The sequence below is a fragment of the Opitutia bacterium KCR 482 genome (assembly GCA_029269845.2).
Taxonomy (GTDB): domain Bacteria; phylum Verrucomicrobiota; class Verrucomicrobiia; order Opitutales; family Intestinicryptomonadaceae; genus Merdousia.
In genome coordinates, this window is record CP149973.1 from 2,279,069 (window position 1) to 2,302,728 (window position 23,660).

The window sequence follows — 23,660 nt, forward strand, 5'->3', positions numbered from 1 at the left end:
TTTACATTTTTTCGAGAGGTTCTATGCCCAGAAGTCGCAGCCCCGCTTCGAGGATTCCGAGAGTTCGCGAACAGAGCACGAGGCGTTTTGCCATCGTGGGCTTGTCGTCCACAATAACCTTGTTCGCGTTGTAGAACGCCGAGAATACGCCCGCAAGTTCGTAGAGGTAAATGCAGAGGTAATGCGGGCGCAGTTCGGAGAGCGTTTGCTCGAACACCGCGGGCAGCGCCAGCATTTTGCGGGCGAGGGCGATTTCCTGCTCGGTTTCGAGCGGGGAGGCGTCCTTTTCGAAATCGGCGTCGGGCGACACTCCCACCTTGCGGAAAATGGAGTGCATTCGCGCCACTGCGTAGAGCAGGTAGGGAGCTGTGTTGCCCTCGAACGCCAGAAGTTTGTCCCACGAGAAAACGTAGTCGCTTGTTCTGTTTTGCACGAGGTCGGCGTAGCGGAGCGCGGCGACCCCAACGGTTTCGGCGATTTTGTCGGCTTCGGCTTCGTCGATGTCGGGATTTTTCTCCTTCACAATCGACTTTGCCCTCGCGACCGATTCGTCCAAAAGCGCGCGCAGGCGGATAGGCTCGCCGCTCTTTGTTTTGATTGCCTTGCCGTCGCTTCCCAAAATCGTGCCGAACCAGACGTGGCGCAGGTCGGGCAGTTTGTATCCCTTTGCGCCGAACCATTTCTTGGCGGTGAGGAAGAGCTGCTGGAAGTGGTCCTGCTGTCTGCCGTCGGTAACGTAGACAACTTCCTCCGCGCCGAAGTGCTCCACTCTGTAAAGAAGCGTCGCCAAGTCTGTCGACGCGTAGTTCGACGCGCCGTCGCTTTTGCGGATAATGAAGGGCTGGGTTTTGAATCTGTCGTGGTCGCGCAGGAACACGACGAGCGCGCCCTGGTCTTCCTCGGCGATTCCAGTTTCGGTCAGCTCTTTGTAGATTCTGCCGACCTTGTCGCGGTAGAAGGATTCTCCGAGGGTGATGTCGATTGTAAGCCCCATGCGCTTGTACATTCTGTCGAACGCCACGACGCTCACCTTGTTGATTTCGTTCCAAAGGGCGACGTTTTCGGGGTCTCCGTTTTGAAGCTTCACAAGCTCTTCCCTCGCGGCGTCGGCGGCTTCCTTCGACTCCTTCACGAGCGCGCTGCCAAGCTTGTACATATGTTCAAGCTCTTCGAGCGAGTTTTCGTTGGCGGCGTCGAGCTTGTAGTTGTTTGTCTTGATTCCGTAGATGAGAATGCCGAAGTTTGTGCCCCAGTCGCCGACGTGGTTGTCGGTAATGATATCCGCGCCGCAGAATTTCAGCAGGCGTTTGACGGCTTCGCCTATGACCATGGGGCGGAGGTGTCCTACGTGCATTTGTTTTGCGGTGTTCGGCGAGGGGTAGTCTATGACCATTTTCTTGCCGTCGAAAAACTTGCTTGCCGCAGATTTAAGTTCGGCTTCGCCCCTGTATTTTGCGAGCCACGCGCCGAGGAATTTGGGCGTGAGCGCGAAGTTTACGAACCCCGGCCCCGCAATCGAGACTGCGATGTACGATTCGTCGAAGTCGGGCGACGATTTCAGCGTTTCGACGAGCTTTTCAGCCGCCGCCCTCGGATTCTGTTTGCGCGACTTTGCGTAGGGCAAGACGCCGTTTGCCTGAAAGTCCCCGAATTTGGGGTCTGCGGGGCGAACCTGCGGCTGGAAATCCGCCTCAAAACCCGCCTTTTCGGCGGAGTCTTTCAGCAGTGCTTCTATTGCTTTTGACGGGTGGAACCAAATATTCATATCTAAAAAATAAACGCCGCTTCATTCTCGAAACGGCGCGGGGAGTTGCTATTTCCTAATTCCCAAAAACGCCTTGATACGCGCCGACCAGTTCGCCTTTTCCGCCTCCGTAGGCGCGGGGGCGGCGGATTCGTCCCACCACTGGGGGACTTCGGTGTCCAAGCCCGCGGCGTTGCGGATTGTAAAGACGAGTCTGTTGATTATGCTCTTGTGGTCTTCGTTTACCTTGTCTTTGAAAATTACGTCGAGTTGGTGGATATAGTTTTCCGCCTGCCTCATGATTGCGGGCACGCTTGTAACCGCGTAGACCGACGGCTCCGCCTTTCTGAACGCCTCTGTTGTGAGTTTTGCCATGATTCTTTTTGCGAGCATTTTCGAGGCTTCGTTCGGCGTGTCGAATATGAAAGTAAAGCAGATGTAGTCTATGTTCTCGACATTTTGGGGGATTGCCACTTTGCAGAGCCCGTCGAGTTCGCTCTCGCCCGATTCGCCGATTTTGCAGAAATCGAAAAATGCGAGGAACTTTTCCTGTTGAAGAATTTCCAAAAGTTTGCTGTCTTTATTTTCCATGGTATTTTTATGCTGAAACTTTTATTGATAAAATAGAAACACAACTTATTTTCAAGCCTAAATGGAAAACCAAATCTATATTGCGTGCTGGGCGGGCGTCGTTTACATAATGTTGGCGGTAGGCGCGGTGGGTTCGTTCATTCCCGTCGTTCCGGGGCCGCTCCTTGCGGGGCTTGCGGTTTTATGCTTCAAGATTTTCGTTCCGTCGGCGGAAATTTCTTGGTGGCTTGCGGGCGCAGCGGTTGCGGTTTCGGTTTTTGCGCAGCTTGTGGACATTTTTGCGTCGTGGATAGGCGCAAAGAAATTCGGGGCTACGTGGCGCGGCGTTTTCGGCGCGTTTGTCGGCGTGTTTGCGGGCATGCTGATTCCCCCGCCCATGCTTTGGATTTTCATTGCGCCGCTGTTTTTTGCGCTCGCGTTCGAGCTTTTCGGCGGGGCGTCTTGGCGCGACGCGACGCGCGCGGGCATCGGAGCGTTTCTGGGAACGGTGTTCGCGTCGGTCTTCAAGTTTTTGAGCGTGGTGTTCCTCGCGCTCTGGTTTTCGCTTGAAATCGGCAGAATATATTTTTAGCGGGCTTGCCGCGCGGCTATTTTTCGGCGCGTTTTGCGAAGTCGGCGGGCGAGGCCGGCGCGGCGGCGTTTCCGTTTGACGACAGGAAAATTCCGCCGTCCTCCGAGTATGCCGAAAGCCCGAAATTCCGCGCAATTCGGGCGCGGGCGGGGACTGCCGCGACGGCGTCGCCGAACTTGGCGTCGGCGATTCCCAGCCGCTCCCTTTCGGCGTCCGACAAAATCCGCGCGCCAGATTCCTCCAAGACTTTGCGGATTTTCGCTTCGGGCGCATTGGCGGCAAACCAGAACCGCACGGAGGTCTTTTCGAAAAACGCGATGTAGTCCTTGCCGTGCTTCAGCCCCGTTTTGCGCAGGGCGGCGCGGAGGTCGATTTCCGATTCGGCGGGCGGCATTGCCACCGGCGAGTATACTTGGATTTCGTTTTCGGGAGAGGGGAGGGCGGCGGCTATTTTGCGCGTAAGCCGCAGGCTTGGGTCGCGCGCAAGCCTCAGGAAAACGTCGCGCCCCGACTTCGCCCGCTCGACGGCGTCTTCCGCGTTTTCCTTGTCGGATTTCGACGCGTCGAAAACCGCGTTTTTCGGGAGCGCGGGGGGCGTATTTTTTTCGGTAAAATCGAGGTATCGCAATGTTTCGTAGGGGATTTTTGCGAAGCCGAATTCGCCCGCGTATCCGCGCGATTTTTTGAATGCTTCTGCGATTTTCCCCCGCACTGCGGGCAGGTTGAAAAGGCATTTTGGGTGCAGCCCCGCGCCGAACGCGAATTTGAGGTATTTGAAAATTCCGAAAGGCGCGTCCGCGCCCGCCTTAATCCACAACGCCCGTCCGCCCGAAAGCGACGCCCCGTAGGAGGCTTCGGTTCTGGCGCAATGCGCGGCGGCTGCGGCTATTTCGCGCCCGTCGGCTTCGATTTCGTCTATGTAAATGAAGATTTTTGCCATAAAAAAGTCCGTCGTTTGACGGACTTTTTCGCATTAAGCCGCGCGTTTTTCAATTACATTTTTACGCCGTTTTTAGAGCACGCAAGGAACGCGAGGTACGCCATGCATAGCAGAAGCACCGCGACAGCCCCCGTCTGCGAGCCTGTCGCGTCGGACGCCGCGCCCATGACGAGCGGGAAAATTCCGCCGCCCGCAATCCCCATGACCATCAGCCCCGAAATTTCGTTCTTCCTGTCGGGCAGAATTTGCAGAGCGCGGGAGAATATAATTGAAAACACGTTTGCGTTGCCGACGCCCACAAGCGCGATGCACGCAAAAATCGCTGTTTTGTCGTCGGTAAAAAACAGAGCGGCACTTGCGGCAATCATCAGCGCGACGCTTGCCACGAAGAATTTTTGCGGCGACATTTTCGTCAAAATCACCGCTCCCGCGAACGCCGCCACGGTCTTGCTTAAAAAGTACAGGCTTGTTGCGTAGCCCGCCTCCGAAAGCGGAAGCCCCGCCTTTTCCATGAGGATTTTCGGGGCGGTGATGTTGACGCCCACGTCGATTCCCACATGCACGAGTATCCCGCAGAAAAGCGCGAGAATTGCGCCGTCTTTGAGGAGTCCGAAGCATTCGCCGAACGACGAGTTTTTCGCGGGCGCGCTTTCCCCGATTTTCGAGCACGCAAGCCAGACCGCCGGCACGAGCGACACCGCCGCGAAAACGGGGTAGGCCGCCCGCCATTCGCCGAAATTTTTTGCGCTCCAAATCACCGCCGCGGGCAGCGCGAACGACGCTATGCTCTTGACGAACTGCCCGAGCGTTATTCCGCTTGCAAGCCTTTCCGGCGGCACGATGTCGGCGACGAGCGGGTTCACCGAAACCTGCAACATTGTGTTGCCGATTCCGAGCAGCGCGAACGAAAAGAGCATCGACGGGAATGAGTAGTCGAGCATGGGCGCGAGCATTGCGACGGTCGTCGCCGCGACGCTCAGCGCGACAGTCTTGCGGCGTCCGAGCCTGTTCATGAGCATGCCCGTGGGCAGCGACAGCACCAGAAACCAGACGAACAGCATTGCCCCCAGCATGTTCGCCGACGTGTCAGACAGCCCGAAGTCGGCCTTAATGTAGTTCGACGAAATGCCGATTAAATCCACATAGCCCATGACGAAAAATGCCGCCAAAACGGGCGCAAATAATAGAGTGCTTTTGTTTTTCATAGTTAGTTGAACGATTAACGGGATTTTTGAAAATTTCCTCCGCTTTGTCAATTTTTATTTGCCGCGCATGGGGCGTTCGGGGGCAAAAAATAAAAAAAAACGAAAAACGGCGGAATTTTTCTTGCGTTTTGATTAAAAAACGAATTTCTTTGTGAGCTTCAAAATACAGATTTTGCAGAATTTCTTTAAATACTAATCATGGCAAACAACAAATCATCGAAAAAAGACATACGCAGAACCGAAACACGCACACTGCGCAATCGCAAGGCGGCAAGCCGCATCAAGACTTTGGCGAAGAACGCCGCGGCGAGCACCGACCTCGAATCCCTTAAAAAGAACGGAGCCGCGCTGGCTTCGGCTATGGACAAGGCCGTAAAAAGCGGCATCGTCCACCCCAACAAGGTAGCGCGCACGAAGAGCCGCCTCGCGAAGGCAGCCGCAAAGCTCGCCAAGTAGGGCAATGTTTTGAACTTCGGCTTCGGTATTCTCCGAAGCCGAAATTTTTATACGAGCTTTCCCCCAACTGCCGCCCGCCGATACTCTATTTATCCGCAACACGCAGGGCGCAAAACGGCAATGGACGACATTCTTATCAGAGCCGAAGTTTTGGACGTGTGTCCGTCTCCGTACGGATACGCGGTTTTTTTGCGCGCCGACAAAAAAATTTTCGTGATTTATGTGGACAGGGCGCGCGGAATGAACATGCAAAGTGCGTTGTCGGGCATGAAGTCGGAGCGGCCGCTTACGTTCGAGTTCGTGTCGCAAATGCTCGACGCGCTCGAATGCTCCGTAAAAAGCGTCGTAATCTACCACGTTGACGACGGCACTTTCTTCACCCATGTGAATATTGTCATGAAAAACGAGCTTGGCGAAAAAATCGCCGAGGTCGACGGACGCCCCAGCGACACAATCGCGCTTGCGCTCCGCGCGGGCGCGCCGATTTTCGTTTCGCGGAAGGTTCTCGATTCCGTCGCCGACATGGGAGAGGCGTTCAAAAAAATCAAGGGCGCATAGTTTTTCATGGCAGACGCGCCGTTCTCCCGAAATTCGAAAAAGGTGTCGTTCCTCGCGCCCATGCAGGACATCACCGACGCTGGCTTCATGCGGGCGGTTTCCGAGCGCGGTGCGCCCGATTTCGCCATAGCAGAGTACTTCCGAATCCACGAGTATTACGAGCTTGAGCCGCACATTCTCGAATCGGTTTTGCTGAACCCGCAACGCGTGTGCGCCCAGTTCATCGGCGAAAACACCGAGTACATTTCCAAGGCAATAGCGCAAATCAGAAACTGCTATCCGCAGATAAAAATGCTCGACCTCAACTTGGGGTGCCCCGCGCCGAAAGTGTACCGCAAAAACGTGGGCGGCGGGCTTTTGCGCGACATTCCCAAAATCGCCGAAATTCTGCGCGTCATGCGCTCCGAGTGGGACGGCTGCCTTAGCGTGAAAATGCGCACGGGCTTCGATTCGGACGAAAGGTTCGCCGAGATTTTCGAAACGGTGCTCGCGGGCAAACCCGATTTCATAACAATCCACGCCCGCACCGTGAAACAGCTTTACAAGGGCGTTCCGAACTATTCGAAAATTGCCGAAGCCGTGCGCATGTGCGACATTCCGATAATTGCAAACGGCGACATTTCGGGCGCGAAAAAGGCGCGGGAGATTATCGAATCGACGGGCTGCGCGGGCGTCATGTGCGGGCGGCACGCAGTCAGGAATCCGTGGATATTCAGGCAGATTTCCGAAGAGCTTGCGGGACTGCCCGTGTTCGAGCCGACTCTCGCCGACGTGCGCGGATATGTTGACGCCCTGCGGGCGAACATCGAGGCGTCGTCCGACCGCATGAAGTACGCAGACTCGCGCCTGAAAAAATTTCTGAATTTTGTGGGGACTGCCATCGACCCCGACGGCGCGTTCCTCTACAAAATGCGCCGCGCAAAGGGCATGGACTCGCTTTTGAAAGTCTGCGACGAGTTTATGCTCGACGGCGGCAACGCGCAAAAAATCTTCCCGCAAGAGCCTTACGCGGGCGTATGCTCGCGCCCGAACCACGAGCTATGAACGCCGAAATAGAAAGGCTTTCGAAGAAAATCACGCCCGAACGCTACGCAAAAATGCTCCGCGTTTTGGACATGCGCACGCGCAAGCTCGCCGTCGTTTTGGAGGACGTCTACCAGCCGCACAACGCCGCCGCCGTGCTCCGTAGTTGCGACGCATTCGGCATTCAGGACGCGTATTTTATCGAAAACAAATACCTCGACAGAATAAGCGGGAGCGTCGATACTGGCGCGTCGAAGTGGCTGACCCTGCGCAGGTACGTTTGCGCCGAGGCCGTGGTTCCCAAAAACGGGATTTCAAAAAAGCACATTGTCTCCCGCGCCGCCGAGGAAAACACCGCACGCGCCCTGCGCGACCTGCGCTCGCGCGGCTACCGCATTGCCGCCGCCGCCCTGCGCTCAGACGCCGTCGGCTTGGAGGAAATCCCCGTTGACAGGCCGCTCGCGCTGTTAATCGGCACCGAGCGAATGGGGCTGAGCGCCGCCGCGCAAGCCGAGGCGGACTGCGTGTTTTCGCTCCCGATGGCGGGCTTTGTGCAGAGCTTCAACCTGTCGGTTTTTTCCGCGCTCTGCATGTCGGTTTTGTCGTCGCGCATGCGGGCGTTCGACGATTCTTGGAAACTTTCGGAAGCCGAGCGCGACGAAATTCTGTTCAACTGGCTTTCCCGCGCCTAACCGCGCTTTGTCCAGATTCCACCCGCCTTTTTTACGACCGCTTTCTTGATTTCGAGCATGAGCAGCGCCGACAGACAGCGTTGCACGTTAAGCCCCGAAAGCGACGCCGCAGTGTCGGCGTCGAGATTTTCGACGCTTTCGAAGCACTTGAAGACCTCCGCTTCGTCGCCCGACAGCCTGATTTGCGGACACTCCGGCTCTTCCGGTTTTGCGGGTTCGGGGGCTGATTCGCTTTTGAGGTCGAAGGACAGCTGGTTCGAAAACGCGAGTTCGTCGATGATGTCTTCGGGGCATGTCGCAAGGCGCACGCCGTCGCGGATAAGCGCGTTGCAGCCCCTGCTTGTCGACTGGTCTATGCGCCCCGGGATTGCGAAAACGTCGCGCCCCTGTTCGCCCGCGAGCCTTGCGGTAATCATGCTTCCGCCCTTGATGTCCGACTCTACCACGAGCGTCGCCACGCTAAGCCCCGCGACTATTCTGTTGCGAATCGGAAAATTCTGCCTGTCGGCTCGCGTGCCCAGCGGAAATTCGGAGACAATCGCCCCGTGCGAGACGAGCCTGTTGTAGAGGTCGCCGTTTTCGGGCGGGTAGAGGACGTCCGCGCCGCAGCCGAGCACCGCGACGGTTTTTCCCTTCGCCTCCAACGCGCCGTAGTGGGCGCAGCTGTCGATTCCCCTCGCCATTCCGCTGACTACTGTGAAGCCCGCCCGCGCGAACGACGCCGCAAACTTCCGCGCGGTAATCTGCCCGTAGACCGAGCAGTTGCGCGAGCCGATTATCGAAATGCACGGCGCGGAGAAGTCGCAGTCGCCGATGATGTAGAAGCCGACGGGCGGGTCTGGAATTTTGCGCAGCAGGGCGGGGTAGCGGGGGTCGTTGAAATGGATATACCTTGCGCCGACGGCGTCCATGCGGGCGCGGATTTTTTCGACGTCGATTTTGTCGCGGTTTGCGATTATCGAGTTTGCGGTCTTTTCGCCGATTTTCTCGACCTTCATAAGCTCGCTTTTGGACGCCGAAAGCGCGGCTTGCGGAGAGCCGAAATATTTGAGCAGCCGCATTGCCGATACCGCCCCGATTTCGGGAATCGCGCAAAGTTTTATATAGTATTTATAATCTTCGTCCATTTTTTCGAATTATGGGGGAAGTGTTGTTTATTTAAAGCAAATAATTCCGAAAATGTGGCGGGCGGTTCAAAAGGCCTGCGCGGAACGCTTTTCGGACGGCGGAGGGAGGGGCGGAATCGCCGAATTTTTCGGCGCGGGTAGCGGAGGGCGCATGCGCGGGTGTACCGCTTGGGCAATCGCGCGAAAGGCGGAAAATCTGAGCGAATGTTTGCAAACGCGCGTTCCGCTTTGCGAAAGCGCGGACATGCGCCGACGGGGTATTTTCGCTGCGGCGGATTGCCGAAATCTTGGAAGTCCGCGCCGCTTTTAAGGGGCGGCTCGGCGGTGGTGGGGGTTATCTGTCGTCCGCCGCAAGGGCGTTTTCGGCGACTTTCGCGCATTTACCGCGCCTCGGCGCAGGGGCGCAGTTTTCGCCAATCTGCCTCGAAAAACAGTTTTTGCATTTTATGTATTCGAGCACAATATGGGCAAGGAACGCGCTGAAATTGCCGCCGAATTCCCTGTCCGCGCCTTTGTTGAGTATTTCGTCAACGTGAGGCGATATGGATATGGTACGTCTGATGTATTTGTTCGTCTCTCTCATTTGACGCCATATTTGCGTATAAAAATATTGAATGCAATATTAAAATAATATTTTTAATTCGAACATGTGCTTATCTATTCATAATATATTGTGCATGATTACGCAAGATATACCCGCTTAATTCCGCGTACGGAATTGATGCAGAAGATTTTGTCGGCGTTTTCGAGGTCGGAGGGAAACAGGGGTTTTTCGGCGAGTTTTTCGGACATTGCGCGGCGCATCACGCCGTCGAGAACTCCGCACGAAAGCGGCGGCGTTAACAGTTTTCCGTCTTTTTCGACGACTATGTTCGTGCGCGAACCCTCCGTGATTTCACCGCGCTCGTTGAGGATTAGCGCGTCGTAGAGGTTTTCGGCGGCGGCCTTTTTTGCGGCGGAATCGAACGCCGCGCGTTTTGTCGTTTTGTGGCGCAGAAGCGAGTTTCCAGAATCCACGCGGACGTCGGAAACCGCGATTTTGTCGGACGCGCATTCGGAGAGTTTTCGGTACGAAACCGAAAGTTTGCCGCCGCGCGAAAGCTCGACACGCATTATGCCGTCGCGTTCGGGGACAATCCCTCGGAAGGCGTCGGCGTCGAACGCAAAGCCGAGCTCCCGAGCGGAGTTTTCGAGCCGCCGCGCGTGCAGTTCGAAGTTATGCGGAACGCCGTTTTCGACGCGCATTGTTTCGAGCAGCCCGAAGCGTCCGTTTATGAATTCCGACTTTGCGGCGGTCTCCGCGCGTTCGCCGTCGGCTGTGGAGTCCCATACGACCGCGCCGCCAACGCGGTATTTGAAACGCGCTTCGCCCGCGCGGCGTTCGAGGGTTCTAATCGGCACGCTGCAAACGGTTCTTTCGGGCGAGAACAGGCAGATTGCGCCGCAGTACACTCCGCGCGACGACTTTTCGAGCCGCTCGATAATCCGCATTGTCGAGAGCTTCGGCGCGCCCGTAATCGACCCGCACGGAAAGATGCTTTCGAAGATGTCGAATGTGCCCGCGTTCGGGGCGAGTTTTGCGGAAATCGTGGATGTCATCTGGTGGACTGTCGGCAGGGCGCGGACGTCGAACATGCTTTCAACCTCAACGCTTCCCGCGACGGAAACGCGCGAGAGGTCGTTGCGCATGAGGTCGACAATCATGAGGTTTTCGGCGAGGTTTTTCTCGTCGGTTTTGAGGAATTCGGCGTTGCGCTCGTCGGCTTCGGGCGTGTCTCCGCGCGGAACCGTGCCCTTCATCGGCGACACCGAAATTTTGCCGCATTCGATTTTGAAAAAAAGTTCGGGCGAAAACGAAAGCGCCGTCAGGTGTTCGTTTTTCAGAAACGCGCGGAAGGGCGTGGGCTGGCGGGCGGCGAGCCTTTCGAAAAGCTCGAAATCGTCGGCGCAGTCGGTAAAGAGCGTGTTGGGGTAGGCGAAGTTGACTTCGTAGGTGTCGCCGGCGGCAATGCGGTTTTTGATTTCGGCTATCGCGGCGTCGTAGTCCCGCCGCGGCAGGTCGGGGGAGAGCGCGGCTTCGAAATTTCCCGACCTCGCCGACGGCTCGTAGCTGCGGAATCCGTCGAAGACTTCGAAATATGCGAGGGGCGCGTTCGTGGAGGCGTCGTTCGGCGCGTCGGGCGTCGGGCTTTGTTCCGCAAAGATTTTCCACGCCTCGTATTCGACGTATCCCAAAATGTATTTTTCCCTTTTCAGCGCGTCGATTTTTGCGAACATTTCGGCGAATTCGCGTCTGTTCCGCGCCTCCAAAACGGCGGTAGGATTTTCGAAAATTTTGTCGGAAAATATCTGCATGCTTTTTTGCTGAAAATAACGGACGAAAGGAATGGACGCGCCGCGCCTTTCTTGCAAGTTTTTTCGGGCGGATTGCGGAAAATGGCGCGGACGCAAAAAAAATCTCGCAATGTCGGCGCGGTTCGGAAAAAATGGCGGCTTTACTACGATGAAAGGAAAAATTTTAGGCGCAATTTTGGGAGGACTCGCGGGAGGCCCGTGGGGGGCGGCTCTCGGTCTGGCGGCGGGGCACTTTTTCGACTCGGCTTCGTCCGCCACCGCCCGACGCGAAAACGCCTTTGCCGAAGGCATGCCCGCGCTTTTCTACGCCGTCGCAAAGCTCGCGAAAATCGACGGGCACATAAGCGACGCCGAAATCCGCGAAATAGAGCGCATTTTCTCCGACTTGAATTTTTCCCCGGAAATGCGCAAAAGGGCCATTGAATGCTTCCGCGCGGCGAAGTCGGACGGACTTTCGTTTTTCGACTCCGTGGAGCGGCTCGCCGACGCGTTCCCGACTTCCGAAATGCGCCGCGCGGCGTTTGCGGTCTTGGCGCGGGTGGCGTTTGCCGACGGCGGCGCGAAGCCCGAAGTTGCCGAGGCTCTGCGCGGGGCGGCAAACCGCTTGGGCTTGGAATGGCATTATTTCGACGGCTCGCGGGGAGGCTCGAACGGCGGCGGCGCATCCCGCGAGGTTTCGCGCTCGGAGCTTTCCGAGGCGTACGCGGTGCTCGGCGTGGAGCCATCCGCCTCCGACGCCGAAATCAAGCGCGTCTACCGCGAAAAATGCAGGGAGCTTCACCCCGACATTCTCAAAAGCAAGGGAATAGGCGACTACGCCTTGAAGGCTTTGCAGGACGAACTCTGCCGCGTCAACGACGCATACTCTTTAATACAAAAATACAGGAAATAACAATGGCTAATATGCTCGACAAATTCAAATCGGTCGCCCTCGAAGGCTACATCAGAAACAAATTCCCGCAGTACTTGGAGGGCGGCGACATCGGCGTGGTGCTTGATACCGACGCCGCGAAGTGCTCGTTCAGGGCGACGCTCGCGGGCGAAAGCCAGCCGATTTCGGTCGAGGTTGGGCGTTTTGAAGTCGTCGAAAAAGACGGTCAAAAGTGCCTTAAAATAACGGAAATTTCGTCCGACCGCAAATGGCTGAACGCTGTTCTAAATGATAATTTAAAAGACCGCGAAATAAAAATTCCGTCTTTTATGGCTGATGCTCTTTGAGTGTCAATAATATATGTTTTTTATTTGAACGCCGTCCGCCAAAAGACGGCGTTTTTTTTGTAAAAAAATGCTTTTATTTCGGAAGCGAAAGTGCATAATTGCGTTCGCTTCTTTTTATTATGGGAAGCGTTTGCTAAATCTATAAAATTATGAAAAAGCGAAATGTGTACGCGGGCGCGTTGATTGTCGCCTGTTGTGTATCCCACGGCGCGGGGTTCCAAGTTTTGGAACAAGGCGCGTCAAACATAGGCTCCGCCTTGGCGGGGGCTACGGCAAATGCGTCGTCCGACGCTTCCGCCGCATTCTGGAATCCGTCGGCAGCGATATTTTCCGAGAAAATCGGGGTCGGGGAAATAGACATGGAATCGGGTCTGAACTTTGTAGTGCCCAATTTCGAATTCCACAATCAGGGAACGACGGGCTATCGCGACCTCTATAATATGTCGGGCGGAGAGGGCGGCAATGCGGGCGAAATCGCCTATGTTCCGAATTTCTATTCGGTCTACCGCTTCCACGAGGACTTTGCATTCACTTTTTCGACGACCGCAACCTACGGCCTCGAAACCGACTACGACGAAGGCTGGGTGGGCAGATACCACGCCCTCAATTCCGACCTCACAACCATCGACGTAAACCCGAGCCTTGCCTATAAAGTAAACGACTGGCTCTCGATTTCGGCGGGCGCGTCGCTCAACTGGATGCACGCGTACCTCACGCAGAACGTCTTCACGGGGCTTGGCTCGCCCGACGCAAAACTGCGCGTTTCGGGCGACGGCTGGAGCGCGGGCGCGAATGTCGGCTTTACAATCAAATACGCTGAGGGCGGCAAGTTCGGCGTCAGCTGGCGCAGCGAAGTCAGCCACGACCTCGGCGGCAATGCCGAACAAATCGTGCTTGGCACTTCGGCGTACAAACGCATCAACTGCGACCTCACACTGCCGCAGACCGTGAACGCGGGCATCTACCAGCGTCTGTGGGGCGACCTCGACCGCTTCGCCGTCATGCTCGACTATTCCTGGACGGGTTGGAGCGCGTTCGAATATCTCAACATCAAGTATTCCGACGGAAGCGGCACGGTCGGCGGGCGTTCGGTGTACGAAAACTGGAAGGACACTTCGCGCGTGGCGTTCGGCATTCACTACTATCCAGAGTTCGACAAAAACATGGTAATCCGCTTCGGCACGGCTTGGGATGAATCGCCCGTGCGCAACGCGTCGTTCCGCACAGCCCGCATTCCCTGCACCGACCGCGTTTGGTTATCATGCGGCTTGGGCTACCAGTACGACAAATTCAACTTCAACCTCGGCTACACATACATTCTGTTCCTCGAAGACCCCTCGATTAACAACGCAAGCCCGTCGGGCTTGGGCACCATGAAGGGCTATTTCACTGGAATGGCGAACGTAGTTTCCGTGCAGGTCGGCATGAAGTGGTAGAAATTTCGGCGCGCCGCCCCGACCGACGCGCCGCGAAAAAAAGCTTTACAAAAGAGGCGCAAATTGCGAGTATCTTCGGGTGTTTTTGAATGAGACAACCTCAAAAGGACAAAACAAGATGTCAGATATAGAACAAAGAGTAAAGGAAATCATCGTTAATCAGCTCAACGTAAACGAAGAGCAAATCACCCCCGAGGCCAGCTTTATTGATGACCTCGGCGCCGATTCGCTCGACACCGTTGAACTTATCATGGCTTTCGAAGAAGAGTTCAAGGACCAGATGGGCGGGAAGGAAATCCCCGAATCTGACGCCGAAAAGCTCACGACTGTCGGCAAGGTAATCGACTACATCAAGTCTAAGTCCGAGTAGGTCGATAATCTTTTTTCAGCCGACCCGTTTGCAACATTTTACTATTGTGAACGGGTCGTTTTTTTTGGAGCAGTCCGCCCCGCGCGGACTTGAAATACCGCGGACGCGCTCCGCGCCGCGGCGCAACGCAAACGGATTTTTTATATGAAGGAACGTATCGTAATAACCGGTATCGGCGTAATTTCCCCGTTCGGCGACGGTGTCGAAGCGTTTTGGGACGCCCTCAAAAACGGCAAAAACGGAATCGACAAAGTTTCGCTTTTCGACGCGAGCGAGCTGAACTGCCAAGTCGCCGCCGAATGCAAACATTTCGACGCAACAAAATACATGGACCCCAAGGAGGCGAAACGCAGCGACAGATACACGCATTTCGCGGTTGCCGCCTCCAAGCTTGCAATGAAGGACGCGGGGCTTGAAACGGGCGTCAACGTCAAGCCCGAACGCTTCGGCGTGATTATCGGCTCCGGCGTAGGCGGCATGGACACAATCGAAAAGCAGTCCCGCGCGTTTATCGAACGCGGGCCGAGGCGCGTTTCGCCGTTCATGATTCCGAACCTCTTGGCGAACATGTCGTCGGGGGTAGTGGCAATCGACCTCGGCGCAAAGGGCGTAAATTTCAGCGTGGTCAGCGCGTGCGCCACGGGCACGCACGCAATCGGGGAGGCAATGCTCCACTTGCAGGCGGGTCGAGAAGACGTGATTCTTGCGGGCGGCAGCGAGGCGGCGGTAACCCCGCTTAGCTTCGCGGGCTTCTGCGCCATGAAGGCGATGGCTACAAATTTCAACGACGAACCCCAGAGGGCTTCGCGCCCGTTCGACGCCGACAGATGCGGCTTCGTCATGGGCGAGGGCGCGGGCGTTCTCGTGCTCGAACGCTACGACCACGCGGTCGCGCGCGGCGCGCACATCTACTGCGAAATTTCGGGCTACGGCGCAACCTGCGACGCCTACCACATCACAAGCCCCGACATCGAGGGGCGCGGGCTTTCGCAGTGCCTTATCCGCACGCTCGAAACTGCGGGCGTTCCGCTTGAATCGGTCGACTACATCAACGCGCACGGCACGTCCACGCCGTACAACGACAAGTTCGAAACCGCGGCAATCCGCAAGGTTTTCGGCAGCTACGCCGACAAGCTCATGGTAAGCTCTACAAAGAGCATGACGGGGCACATGCTCGGCGCGGCAGGCGCGATTGAAGCGGCGGTCTGCGCAAAGACAATCGAAGACGGCGTCGTCGCGCCGACAATCAACTACGAACACCCCGACCCCGACTGCGATTTGGACTATGTCCCGAACGTTGCGCGCGAGGCTGACGTGAAGATTGCAATCAGCACAAACCTCGGCTTCGGCGGCCACAACGGCGCGCTTCTCTTCAAGAAGATATAGCAAAGTTCCCGATTAAGCGGAAAACCAAAAGCCCGCGTTCGGTTTTCGAGCGCGGGCTTTTTTGCGTTTTGTTTTGCGCGGGAATGCCCGCGCCGCTTGTCGTGGCAAGCTTCGATTCCGAACGCGGATTGCGGGGCGGCGGCTATTTCGGCAAGCCGATTTTTCCGCCGAGAATGCTTTTCACGAGGGGATTGTTTCCGAAGTATTTTTCGACGTCTGAAAGAGTCCACTCGCCGCCTATTTTCGGGGCTTCGGAGGGCTTGAGCGCGGCTTTCGTGTTAGACAGTTTGAAGTCGCCCCAATAGGGCGGTGGGGTTTTGTAGAGCAGGTTGTGCTCGAAAACGTTGAACCTCTCGCGCGTTGTGGTGAAGAAGTTTTCGAGGCTTTTGTATTTTTTGTACGGCTCGGACTCGATGTCCACGACTTTTTTGAGCCTAAATAAATACTCTTCGAAAAATACTTTTTTCCAGCGTTTGTCGCTCCAGCGGCTGTGCGCGGCGGACGCGTCGCATTCTATAAACACGTTTTTCGAAACAATGTTGTCGTGCCCGCCGTGCAGGAAGACCGCCGCGAAAACGTCTGAACTTCCGGGGGTGCCGCTGCGGCAGAAAATGTTTTTCGAAATTTTCATGCCGCCCGAACCGTCGTCGATGTAGACGGCGCAGACCTTCGAGTCGGGATTTGCCGCGCGTATGTTCGAGAAGAAATTATTTTCTATTACGATTCCCTTGTTCGACGGGTCGCGCCCCGTGTAGATTGCTCCCATGTCGGAGGCGTTTGCGCAGGCGTCTTCGAAAGAGTTGTTGCGTATCGAAATGTCGTTGCCCCCGAACGAGAGCAGCTGGTGCTCCGCCCCGCGCAGGCGGCAATGCTCGACTACCGTTCCTACGCCTCCGATTGAAATCGACGGCGCGTAGTTGCGCTTTACCCGACAATTCCAGAAGAAATCGCAGGCGCGGACGATATTTCCCGACGGCAGAAGCTTTTTTCTGTCGCCGCCTGTAATGCGCAGTCCGCCGCTTCCGTTGTCGGCGAAGCGGCAATTTTCGAAAACGTAGTCGTTGCGCGGCCTGTATTCGTAGCCCTCCGCGTTTGCTCCGAAGCCGCCGAAATTCGAGAACTCGCAGTTTGATATTTTCACGTTGTTCGAGTCCGCAACCGCCAATCCGACGCTGCGCCCCGCCGAGAATTTTATGCCCGAAACGGAGACGTCCTTCGATTCCGAAATTTTAAGAATCGGCGATTCGAGCGTGGAGAAATCTATGTGCTGCCCCTTTTTCGGCGGCTTGGAAAGCATCACGAAAAACATTCCGCGCTTGCGGTCGATGTAGTATTCGAGCGGCTCGTCGATTTCTTCGAGAAGATTGTAGACAACGTAGCCGCGCACGGAAACGTCCTGCTTGTTCGTTGCGAGTTCGGGGACGGAGCTGAGCACGCCGTAGCTTGTGGGAAATTGAAGCTCGACGGTCTTTTGCTTCGGGTCGATTTTTTTGACGAGCTGGTGGTCGTCCGCCCAGCCGACCGAGAACGTGCCCGAAAGCCAAATGTCGTCGTGTTTCAGCCACGATTCGGGGATTTCGTGCGCGGCTTTGAAAATTGCGCCGCCTTTCTCGGCGTCCGACACCCCCAGCTTTTTGCGCCACTCCTTCGACTGCACCGCGCCGATTTTGAGAACTTCGCCTATGCGCAGAATCCCATTGTTCGGGAATTTTGCAAGCCGCAATCCGCGCTCCGCGCTGTAAAACGCCTCCATTTGCATTGGCTTGTTTTGCGCTCCGAAGCCGCGCTTCGCCATTTTGCCGTAGTCGGTCAGCCCGAATTTTTTGAGATCAAGGCAGTAAAGCACTCCCTTGCTTGGTTTGCGGAGACTGCCGAGAATTTGCGGGTCATCGACCCTTTTCAAATTCTCCGCGCCTATGCGCTTTGCGCCTATAAACTCGACGCATTTCCCCGCGCCCGATTCGCCCGTTATCGAAATCTTCGACTTCGATTTTTCAATGCCCGCCGTTTGCGAGAACTCGTAGACGCCCGACTTTACGAATATTTCGCCGCCCGCGCAGTCTTTCAGCGCCCGCGCAAGCGTCGCATACGGCTTTGCTTCCGAGCCGTCGCCCGATGCGTCCGAGCCGCTTTGCGCCACGAAAATTTTGCCGCCCGCGGCCGCGCACGCCGAAGCCGCCGACAAAAAGAGCAAGTTAAGAAAAATCCGTCCCGACATAAAAAATCCTCCTGGGAAGTCGGAGGATTACAAAGACGCCCTTATTTGTCAAACTTTGTTTCCGCGCGGGAGAGCCTGTCGTTTACGGCTGTTCCCACGCCGACGTTCGGGACGCGCTGGCAGTAGAAGCCGTGCTCCGAAACTTTGTCGAGCGAGCGGAGCAGGGCGAAGAGGTTGCGGGCGGCCTCGCGCACGTCGCCGCTTTCGGTCAGCCAGAAGTCGCTTTTTTTCGGCGACGGCGGGCGTTTGAAATATATCGTCTCGCCCTTGAAGTCGGCGGGGATTTCGTCGGGCGACGTGAAAAGCGTAAGCCGCGACTTCGGGCTGTAATGGCTTTTCAGCATTCCCGGCGCCTGCGGGTGCGCCTCGTTTTTCTTGGGGGCTTTGTCTATTTCCTCTCCCAAAACCTCCTCGATTCTCGCGGCGTCAATCGGGCCGGGGCGCAGAAGCTTCTTCGGGCTTGATGTCATCAGCACGATTGTGGATTCCACCCCGCATTCGCATTCGCCGCCGTCGAGAACAAAGTCTATCTTTTCGCCGAGCTGTTCGCGGACGTGCTCGGCGGTCGTCGGGCTGACGTAGCCGAACGGGTTTGCGCTGGGGGCGGCAATCGGGCGTTGCGACATTTCGATAAGCGCGTGCATAATCGGGTGTGACGGCATGCGCACGGCGACAGTGTCAAGCCCCGCGGTGACGATGTCGCCGATTTTTTCTGTGCGCGGCAGAATCATCGTGAGAGGGCCTGGCCAGAATTTTGCCGCAAGCTTTTCGGCGTCCGCCGTGAATCGCGCGACGGATTTCGCCATTTCCATGTCGGAGACGTGGACGATGAGCGGGTCGATGAACGGGCGTCCCTTGGCGGCGAAAATTTTTCTGACGGCGGATTCGTTCGTTGCGTCCGCGGCAAGACCGTAGACGGTTTCGGTGGGGACTCCGCCGATGCCGCCCGCTAAAATAAAATCGGCCGCGAGGCGAATGTCGCATTGCGGCCGTGAAATTTGCTTGTCTTTGCTCATGATACCGAACGGCGCGGGCGCCGCGGAATACCGCCTACTTCATCAGAAGCATGTTGCGGGCGTGCTTGACAGTCTTTTTAACGTGGCGCTGTTCTTTGGAGGTAAGACCCGTGAATTTGCGCGGCAGGATTTTACCCGTTTCCGTGACGTAGCGGCCGAGCGCTTCCGTTTCGGTGAAGGTGATTTCTGCTACATTCTTTTTCTTTGATTCTTCTGTCATATTGGTGTGGTTTATACGTTTTAAATAAAAATATTAAAGCAATAGTGGCGCAGAGGATTTCCATTGCAAGCCATTTTTTTATTTTTTTTTGCGCCCGCCGTCCAAGTTCCGTGCGGGTGTTTTTTTTCGCTGGGGCGGGGGCTGGGAGACTTTTTTGTGCGTTTATGGGCGGGGCGGAGCAAAAATTTTGCGCGTCGCGTGGTGCGCTCGCCGCTATTTTTGCGCGACAATACGAAAATAAACAAATCCCGCCGATTCGGGAAGAGTTTAGATTTCATTGTATTGCAAAAATTCGTAGGGCGAGTCGGGTTTTGCGCGTTAAAAAAATGCAAAATTTTGAAAAAAAATACTTGCAATCAAACCCGAAAAGTACATCGTGTATGACCTTATTAAAGACCTGCGCCTGTAGCTCAATTGGATAGAGCGTCTGACTACGGATCAGAAGGTTGGGGGTTCGACTCCCTCCAGGCGCGCCAGTCTTTTTTTTAAGAAAACGACCGTTCCGACGGCCGTTTTTTTGTTTTTCGGTTTTTGGAATTATTCACCGCTTGTATCGGGGTGTGGGGTGTCGCTGTTGGGCGCGTTTTTGCGCGGGTGCGCGAATGTCCGCTATTTGATTTTGCGGTAGTAGACTTTATTGAGGGTCAGTCCCTTTGCGGGGGCTGCCTGAAATTTTCGGTGCCCGCGCGTTTTCGATTCGAGCGTTTCGGCGATTTCCTCCGCCGTGAGTTTTCCCAAGCCCGCTTCCACAAGCGCGCCCACGAGCATGCGCACCATTTTATACATGTAGCCGCTTCCGCGCGTCGAGAACGTTATTGTGTGTCCGCGGCGTTTTGCGCGGAGTTCGAAAATCGTTTTGACGGGGTTTTCCTTTGCGTCTGTTCCGCGGCTTGCGCTGAATGCGGTGAAGTCGTGCGTGCCGAGCAGGATTTGCGCGGCGCGGTTTACGGCGTCGAGGTCGAGCCTGCGGAGTCCGAGCGACCACTCGTAGCGGGTCGATTTCGGGTCGGCGTCGCCCTCGCAGATTTTATATACATATCGTTTGCCCTTCGCCGAGTAGCGGGCGTGGAAGTCTTTGCCGACCTTTTCTACCGACAGGATTTGGAGCGAATCGGGGTAGCCGCATTTTAGGGCGGCAAGCAATGCGGCGTCGCCGTGCCGCCATTTTGCGTCGAAGTGGAAGGTTTGGGCGTCGGCGTGCACGCCGGAGTCCGTGCGTCCGCTGCCGTGGATTCGCGTCTTGCGCTTGAAAATCTGTTCGAGCCGCCTTTCGATGAAATCCTGAACCGACATGCCGTTTGGCTGCGACTGCCAGCCGCAAAAGTCGGTGCCGTCGTACGCGCAGACGCATTTGAAGCGCGATTCGGGAATGTCGGCGTCGGGGGAGGGCAGGGGCGTTTTCATTTTGCGGAGGTTTCGAGGTATTCTTGAAGGAAGAGCGAGCACGCGCGGGAGTCTATGTCGCCGCTGCGCCTGTGCTTTTGCCGCGCGGCGACCGATTTTTTCGTCTTCGACGACATCGCGAAAAAGTCCTGCTCGGCCTGATACGAGCTTAGGCGTTCGTCGGTTCTGTCAACGGGAAGCCCGAAGCGTTTTTCGATTTCGGCGATGAATCCGTCGACCTCTCGCGCTTTGTCGCCCACGCTGCCGTCCATGTTGTAGGGGTATCCGACGACGATTTTGTGAATGCGGCGCATTTTGATTTCGTCGGCAATCTGCGAGAGCCTTGCTTCGAGGGTCGGCTGGACCGCCGCGGGTATCGGCACTGCGACTCCCAGCGTTGTGTCGGCGTACGCCAGTCCGATTCTTTTGTGTCCGTAGTCTATTCCCAATAAATTCACGGCAAAATGTTTTAGCCGTTTTTGCGTCCGACAAAAGAAAAAACCGACGCCCCGCGGCATTTTCCGCAAGGGCGTCGGTTTTGTTCCGCGCCGATTGCCGCGCCCCGCGCGATTCTACGGGGAGGGCTCGGCGTTTGTCGGCATTCTACCGCTCTATTTCGAACAGCGCGGTGTCGGGCGACTTGAATTCATATTCGAAGCTGTCGGCATTTTCCGCCACGACTTTCCCCGTGAAGAGTTCCGTAGCCTTTTTGCATTTGCCTTTCAGCGACACCGTTTTTTTGCCGCCTTTTGCGACGTGCACGCAGAGCAGTTTTTGGTTTGCGTACACGGGGACGTTTTCGTCGGAATAGAAGTGGACTCCAGCGTTCTTTGCGATTTCCCTCATCGTTTCGGTCGAGGAGTCGTCGGGGTCGGCGATATAGACGCTTGTCCAGCCGCCCATGTCCTTTTTGTTTACGCCCTTTACGCCGAATTTGAAGCCGCAGAATTTTTCGACGCGTTCGGGGGCGAGATTTTTGCCGTCGCTGATTGCGGGCGCGTAGGAGCTTACGACCGTGCGGCCGTCGTGCAGTATGTATTTTTCGAGCAGTTCGCGGCGTTCGGGCGTGATTTCAAACATGTGCGGGAATATCACAAGCCTGTATTTCGAGAGGTCGATTTTCCCGATGTCCGAGAACGAGAACGTCTCGACGGGCGCGCCGATTTTCGAGATGTCGTTTTGCAGCTTCGTGCGGTATTTCGCGTTCTTCCACTTTTGCGCGAGAAGAATCGAGCTTTGCGTATCGAACACGACCGCGATTTCCGCCTCCGTAGGCGACGTATCCGAGGCGAATTTGCCCCAAATTTCGCGTCCCTTTCTGACCGTTTCGAGCGTTTCGGGCGTCGAGAATACCTTGCCCCACATGTCGAAGCACCAGAGCGACGTGTGGTTTACGGTGGCGAGCGCGAACTCCCTTTTCAGCCCGGCGTCGTCCTCGCTCTGGTCTTTCCAGTTGGCGACGTTTTTGATGCGAACGTATTCCGAAAGCTGGTGGTTGAAGGTGTGCGTGCGGTGGTCGATTTCGTGCAGCCAGCCCTTGCCGAGACGCGTGCGCGTGGCGTTGGGCGTCATGAAGCCGCTCGCTTCTCCCATGGCGCGGAGGGTGTAGTTCCCCGGGGAGACGAAAAAGTCGAAGTTGGGGTCGGCAAAGACTTTTTCGTACGCCATGTGCCCGTCGAGCGCGTTTCTGTGCACATAGCCGAAGAACGAGCCAATCTGCTTGTCTTTTGAAATTTTTTGCCGCGCGATTTTCGCGAAGTCCGACATCGCCTCCGCGACCGCCTCGTTTGCGAATTTCGCGTATTCGACCGCCGCCGAATTCGGCTCGTGGAGTTCGCCGAAAGTGGGTGCAAAAATTTTCGAGAGCGGGGGAATGTCGGCGTCGGGCTTTTTGTTCTTTTTTAGCCACGCGTGCCATGCGGCGATTTTGCAGGGGCTTGACACGCCGAGAGTGTAGTCGAGCCATTCGTCGGTGTGTCCGCAGGCGAGCATGTATGCGCAGATTTTGTCGCCGAATTTCTTTTCGGCGCGGTCGAGGTAGTCTTTCAGATAGCGTTCCGTCGCCTTTTTCCACTGGCGGCAGACGAGCGAGTTCGAAAGCATCGAGAAGCTATCCGAGTCGAACGTGTGTCCGAACGACATTGTGCGCATAAGCCACGGCGCGGAGTTGAGGTCTACAATGCAGATTATTTTCGCGTTCGGGTTTGCGGCAATGACGTCTTCGAACTGTTTGTCGAACGCCTTCCAGTCGTACTGTCCGTCGCCGCGCCAGAATACGGGGTATTGGCAGTACGGCTCTCCGAGCGAGTTTGTCGTGTTGGAGGGCATGATTGTTATTGTGTTCACGCCGACTCCGCCAAAATTCTTCATTGCCTCGAATTCCGCAAAGAACGAGCGGTATGCGAAAAACCTTTCCTTTACCTCCCCGAAGAGCGTTGTTGCCGAAACCGCCGCGAGGGCGACGAGCGCGAGTTTTTTGAGATTTATATTAGCCATTTCCTTATGTATGTGTGTTGTTGTAGAAGCCAATTCTTTTGGTGTTTTGTCGGTTTTTGCAAGATTATTGTTGAAAAACCGCTTTTTTGTAGCGCGGGCGAAAAAAATTTTTTCGTAAGTGGGGCATTTGAAATTTCGAAAAAGATTCAAAAATGTACAATTTTTTGCATTTATACCGTGATGCCGACCTTGGCAAAGGCGCGAATAATGGGCGTTTGGAACTTGTCCGAGGAGGCGGTTTTGCGTAAAATGGCGGTCTGCTTTTGTTCGAATTTTATAATATTCGGAAAAATTAAAACTTGCGCGGAATCGAAAGCGGCGGAGGCTTGGCAAGTTTTTTCTTCAAAAAATTTTTCACATTGAAATTGTGAATAACTTGTAAAAAACTTCTTCTTGCAAGTTTTGGCGATAGGGTAGATTATGGGGGCATGTTTCAAGAAAGCGTGTCCGACATTCGCTGTCCTCCGCGCTTTTTTAATCCCGACAGGGTGTTGGGGTTGAAGCATAACTAACTTTACAGCAAAAATTTATAAAAAGATTGTGCATTATTCGCAAAGGAATGCGGAATATGCAAATTTGCAACTGCCCGAACACCATGTTGTTTGCGGAGACGTTTCAAATTTCGCTTGACCGCCGCTTCCCTTTATTGTGAATA

The 23,660-nt window shown here is 55.6% G+C and carries 24 protein-coding genes and 1 tRNA gene; 11 read left to right on the top strand and 14 right to left on the bottom strand.

The genetic code is table 11. The features are described 5' to 3' along the window. Position 1: 1 nt before the first annotated feature. On the bottom strand, positions 2–1,765 hold the full coding sequence (gene argS / locus P3B99_009820; protein ID WYJ07488.1) for an arginine--tRNA ligase: 1,764 nt from the start codon (positions 1,763–1,765) through the stop codon (positions 2–4). Positions 1,766–1,813: 48 nt separating this feature from the next. Next, a complete protein-coding gene (locus P3B99_009825; GenBank protein WYJ07489.1) occupies positions 1,814–2,335 on the bottom strand; it encodes a hypothetical protein in 522 nt (173 codons plus the stop codon). A 61-nt stretch (positions 2,336–2,396) separates the two neighbouring features. On the opposite strand from P3B99_009825, the gene P3B99_009830 reads away from it, so the two are divergent. Continuing rightward, positions 2,397–2,906: a DUF456 domain-containing protein gene (locus tag P3B99_009830; protein ID WYJ07490.1), complete on the top strand. Its 510-nt coding sequence runs from the start codon at positions 2,397–2,399 to the stop codon at positions 2,904–2,906. A gap of 16 nt (positions 2,907–2,922) precedes the next feature. Here P3B99_009830 and P3B99_009835 read toward each other — a convergent pair whose 3' ends face one another. Together P3B99_009835 and P3B99_009840 are read right to left on the bottom strand one after the other, a co-directional pair. Then, complete coding sequence (locus P3B99_009835; GenBank protein ID WYJ07491.1) at positions 2,923–3,846, bottom strand: hypothetical protein; 924 nt, start codon at positions 3,844–3,846, stop codon at positions 2,923–2,925. A gap of 53 nt (positions 3,847–3,899) precedes the next feature. After that, on the bottom strand, positions 3,900–5,051 hold the full coding sequence (locus tag P3B99_009840; GenBank protein ID WYJ07492.1) for an MFS transporter: 1,152 nt from the start codon (positions 5,049–5,051) through the stop codon (positions 3,900–3,902). Positions 5,052–5,249: 198 nt separating this feature from the next. Between P3B99_009840 and rpsT the strand changes: the two genes are divergently transcribed. From rpsT to P3B99_009860, 4 genes are all read left to right on the top strand, one after another. Further along, positions 5,250–5,507, top strand: a complete 258-nt coding sequence (gene rpsT, locus P3B99_009845; GenBank protein ID WYJ07493.1) for a 30S ribosomal protein S20 — start codon at positions 5,250–5,252, stop codon at positions 5,505–5,507. A 120-nt stretch (positions 5,508–5,627) separates the two neighbouring features. Beyond that, entirely contained in the window at positions 5,628–6,065 is a 438-nt protein-coding gene (locus P3B99_009850; GenBank protein WYJ07494.1) for a bifunctional nuclease family protein, read from the top strand. Positions 6,066–6,071: 6 nt separating this feature from the next. Continuing rightward, positions 6,072–7,109: a tRNA-dihydrouridine synthase family protein gene (locus tag P3B99_009855; GenBank protein ID WYJ07495.1), complete on the top strand. Its 1,038-nt coding sequence runs from the start codon at positions 6,072–6,074 to the stop codon at positions 7,107–7,109. Further along, on the top strand, positions 7,106–7,780 hold the full coding sequence (locus P3B99_009860; protein WYJ07496.1) for an RNA methyltransferase: 675 nt from the start codon (positions 7,106–7,108) through the stop codon (positions 7,778–7,780). Before P3B99_009855 ends, P3B99_009860 begins: the two co-directional genes overlap by 4 nt. Here the strand turns inward: P3B99_009860 and dprA are convergent. From dprA to P3B99_009875, 3 genes are all read right to left on the bottom strand, one after another. Next, a complete protein-coding gene (gene dprA / locus P3B99_009865) occupies positions 7,777–8,907 on the bottom strand; it encodes a DNA-processing protein DprA (GenBank protein WYJ07497.1) in 1,131 nt (376 codons plus the stop codon). The genes P3B99_009860 and dprA overlap by 4 nt on opposite strands. A gap of 334 nt (positions 8,908–9,241) precedes the next feature. Continuing rightward, complete coding sequence (locus tag P3B99_009870; protein ID WYJ07498.1) at positions 9,242–9,490, bottom strand: hypothetical protein; 249 nt, start codon at positions 9,488–9,490, stop codon at positions 9,242–9,244. Between the two features lie 98 nt (positions 9,491–9,588). Then, on the bottom strand, positions 9,589–11,262 hold the full coding sequence (locus P3B99_009875; GenBank protein WYJ07499.1) for a chorismate-binding protein: 1,674 nt from the start codon (positions 11,260–11,262) through the stop codon (positions 9,589–9,591). A 148-nt stretch (positions 11,263–11,410) separates the two neighbouring features. On the opposite strand from P3B99_009875, the gene P3B99_009880 reads away from it, so the two are divergent. The 5 genes from P3B99_009880 (at position 11,411) to fabF (ending at position 15,672) form a co-directional block, all read left to right on the top strand. After that, positions 11,411–12,154 (top strand): TerB family tellurite resistance protein, encoded by a 744-nt coding sequence (locus P3B99_009880; protein ID WYJ07500.1) that lies wholly within the window; start codon positions 11,411–11,413, stop codon positions 12,152–12,154. 2 nt (positions 12,155–12,156) lie between these two features. Further along, the gene (locus P3B99_009885; protein ID WYJ07501.1) at positions 12,157–12,480 is read left to right on the top strand and encodes a hypothetical protein; all 324 of its coding nucleotides are present in this window, start codon (positions 12,157–12,159) and stop codon (positions 12,478–12,480) included. A gap of 149 nt (positions 12,481–12,629) precedes the next feature. Continuing rightward, positions 12,630–13,916, top strand: coding sequence for an OmpP1/FadL family transporter (locus P3B99_009890; protein WYJ07502.1), 1,287 nt, complete (start codon positions 12,630–12,632; stop codon positions 13,914–13,916). A 118-nt stretch (positions 13,917–14,034) separates the two neighbouring features. Next, positions 14,035–14,286, top strand: coding sequence for an acyl carrier protein (gene acpP / locus P3B99_009895; protein ID WYJ07503.1), 252 nt, complete (start codon positions 14,035–14,037; stop codon positions 14,284–14,286). Positions 14,287–14,430: 144 nt separating this feature from the next. Next, positions 14,431–15,672, top strand: a complete 1,242-nt coding sequence (gene fabF, locus P3B99_009900; GenBank protein ID WYJ07504.1) for a beta-ketoacyl-ACP synthase II — start codon at positions 14,431–14,433, stop codon at positions 15,670–15,672. Positions 15,673–15,814: 142 nt separating this feature from the next. Here fabF and P3B99_009905 read toward each other — a convergent pair whose 3' ends face one another. Genes P3B99_009905 through rpsR form a run of 3 tightly spaced genes read right to left on the bottom strand, consistent with a single transcriptional unit; the run spans position 15,815 to position 19,126 of the window. Beyond that, positions 15,815–17,890, bottom strand: a complete 2,076-nt coding sequence (locus P3B99_009905; protein WYJ07505.1) for a right-handed parallel beta-helix repeat-containing protein — start codon at positions 17,888–17,890, stop codon at positions 15,815–15,817. A 41-nt stretch (positions 17,891–17,931) separates the two neighbouring features. Further along, positions 17,932–18,906 (bottom strand): L-threonylcarbamoyladenylate synthase, encoded by a 975-nt coding sequence (locus P3B99_009910; GenBank protein ID WYJ07506.1) that lies wholly within the window; start codon positions 18,904–18,906, stop codon positions 17,932–17,934. Positions 18,907–18,940: 34 nt separating this feature from the next. After that, entirely contained in the window at positions 18,941–19,126 is a 186-nt protein-coding gene (rpsR, locus tag P3B99_009915) for a 30S ribosomal protein S18 (GenBank protein ID WYJ07507.1), read from the bottom strand. 399 nt (positions 19,127–19,525) lie between these two features. Here rpsR and P3B99_009920 point away from each other — a divergent pair. Further along, positions 19,526–19,602 (top strand) — tRNA-Arg (locus P3B99_009920). A gap of 133 nt (positions 19,603–19,735) precedes the next feature. On the opposite strand, the gene truA is transcribed toward P3B99_009920, so the two are convergent. The 4 genes from truA to P3B99_009940 all read right to left on the bottom strand — a co-directional run bounded on the left by truA (position 19,736) and on the right by P3B99_009940 (position 23,511). Next, positions 19,736–20,530, bottom strand: a complete 795-nt coding sequence (gene truA / locus P3B99_009925; GenBank protein WYJ07508.1) for a tRNA pseudouridine(38-40) synthase TruA — start codon at positions 20,528–20,530, stop codon at positions 19,736–19,738. Then, positions 20,527–20,967 carry a Holliday junction resolvase RuvX gene (gene ruvX, locus P3B99_009930; protein WYJ07509.1) on the bottom strand — a complete coding sequence of 147 codons (441 nt, stop codon included), beginning with the start codon at positions 20,965–20,967 and terminating at the stop codon, positions 20,527–20,529. Before ruvX ends, truA begins: the two co-directional genes overlap by 4 nt. Positions 20,968–21,112: 145 nt before the next feature. Continuing rightward, positions 21,113–23,005, bottom strand: a complete 1,893-nt coding sequence (locus tag P3B99_009935; protein ID WYJ07510.1) for a hypothetical protein — start codon at positions 23,003–23,005, stop codon at positions 21,113–21,115. Between the two features lie 170 nt (positions 23,006–23,175). Next, positions 23,176–23,511, bottom strand: coding sequence for a hypothetical protein (locus P3B99_009940; GenBank protein WYJ07511.1), 336 nt, complete (start codon positions 23,509–23,511; stop codon positions 23,176–23,178). Positions 23,512–23,660 lie beyond the last annotated feature (149 nt).

Bases quoted from the DNA above. Each gene is read 5' to 3' on its own strand.
- fabF (WYJ07504.1), top strand. From the start codon at position 14,431: ATGAAGGAACGTATCGTAATAACCGGTATCGGCGTAATTTCCCCGTTC.
- P3B99_009835 (WYJ07491.1), bottom strand. From the start codon at position 3,846: ATGGCAAAAATCTTCATTTACATAGACGAAATCGAAGCCGACGGGCGC.
- P3B99_009935 (WYJ07510.1), bottom strand. From the start codon at position 23,005: ATGGCTAATATAAATCTCAAAAAACTCGCGCTCGTCGCCCTCGCGGCG.
- P3B99_009870 (WYJ07498.1), bottom strand. From the start codon at position 9,490: ATGAGAGAGACGAACAAATACATCAGACGTACCATATCCATATCGCCT.
- P3B99_009855 (WYJ07495.1), top strand. From the start codon at position 6,072: ATGGCAGACGCGCCGTTCTCCCGAAATTCGAAAAAGGTGTCGTTCCTC.
- acpP (WYJ07503.1), top strand. From the start codon at position 14,035: ATGTCAGATATAGAACAAAGAGTAAAGGAAATCATCGTTAATCAGCTC.
- truA (WYJ07508.1), bottom strand. From the start codon at position 20,530: ATGAAAACGCCCCTGCCCTCCCCCGACGCCGACATTCCCGAATCGCGC.
- P3B99_009885 (WYJ07501.1), top strand. From the start codon at position 12,157: ATGGCTAATATGCTCGACAAATTCAAATCGGTCGCCCTCGAAGGCTAC.
- P3B99_009825 (WYJ07489.1), bottom strand. From the start codon at position 2,335: ATGGAAAATAAAGACAGCAAACTTTTGGAAATTCTTCAACAGGAAAAG.
- P3B99_009875 (WYJ07499.1), bottom strand. From the start codon at position 11,262: ATGCAGATATTTTCCGACAAAATTTTCGAAAATCCTACCGCCGTTTTG.
- P3B99_009905 (WYJ07505.1), bottom strand. From the start codon at position 17,890: ATGTCGGGACGGATTTTTCTTAACTTGCTCTTTTTGTCGGCGGCTTCG.
- argS (WYJ07488.1), bottom strand. From the start codon at position 1,765: ATGAATATTTGGTTCCACCCGTCAAAAGCAATAGAAGCACTGCTGAAA.
- P3B99_009850 (WYJ07494.1), top strand. From the start codon at position 5,628: ATGGACGACATTCTTATCAGAGCCGAAGTTTTGGACGTGTGTCCGTCT.
- rpsT (WYJ07493.1), top strand. From the start codon at position 5,250: ATGGCAAACAACAAATCATCGAAAAAAGACATACGCAGAACCGAAACA.
- P3B99_009840 (WYJ07492.1), bottom strand. From the start codon at position 5,051: ATGAAAAACAAAAGCACTCTATTATTTGCGCCCGTTTTGGCGGCATTT.
- rpsR (WYJ07507.1), bottom strand. From the start codon at position 19,126: ATGACAGAAGAATCAAAGAAAAAGAATGTAGCAGAAATCACCTTCACC.
- dprA (WYJ07497.1), bottom strand. From the start codon at position 8,907: ATGGACGAAGATTATAAATACTATATAAAACTTTGCGCGATTCCCGAA.
- P3B99_009890 (WYJ07502.1), top strand. From the start codon at position 12,630: ATGAAAAAGCGAAATGTGTACGCGGGCGCGTTGATTGTCGCCTGTTGT.
- P3B99_009830 (WYJ07490.1), top strand. From the start codon at position 2,397: ATGGAAAACCAAATCTATATTGCGTGCTGGGCGGGCGTCGTTTACATA.
- P3B99_009940 (WYJ07511.1), bottom strand. From the start codon at position 23,511: ATGCTTCAACCCCAACACCCTGTCGGGATTAAAAAAGCGCGGAGGACA.
- P3B99_009880 (WYJ07500.1), top strand. From the start codon at position 11,411: ATGAAAGGAAAAATTTTAGGCGCAATTTTGGGAGGACTCGCGGGAGGC.
- P3B99_009910 (WYJ07506.1), bottom strand. From the start codon at position 18,906: ATGAGCAAAGACAAGCAAATTTCACGGCCGCAATGCGACATTCGCCTC.
- P3B99_009860 (WYJ07496.1), top strand. From the start codon at position 7,106: ATGAACGCCGAAATAGAAAGGCTTTCGAAGAAAATCACGCCCGAACGC.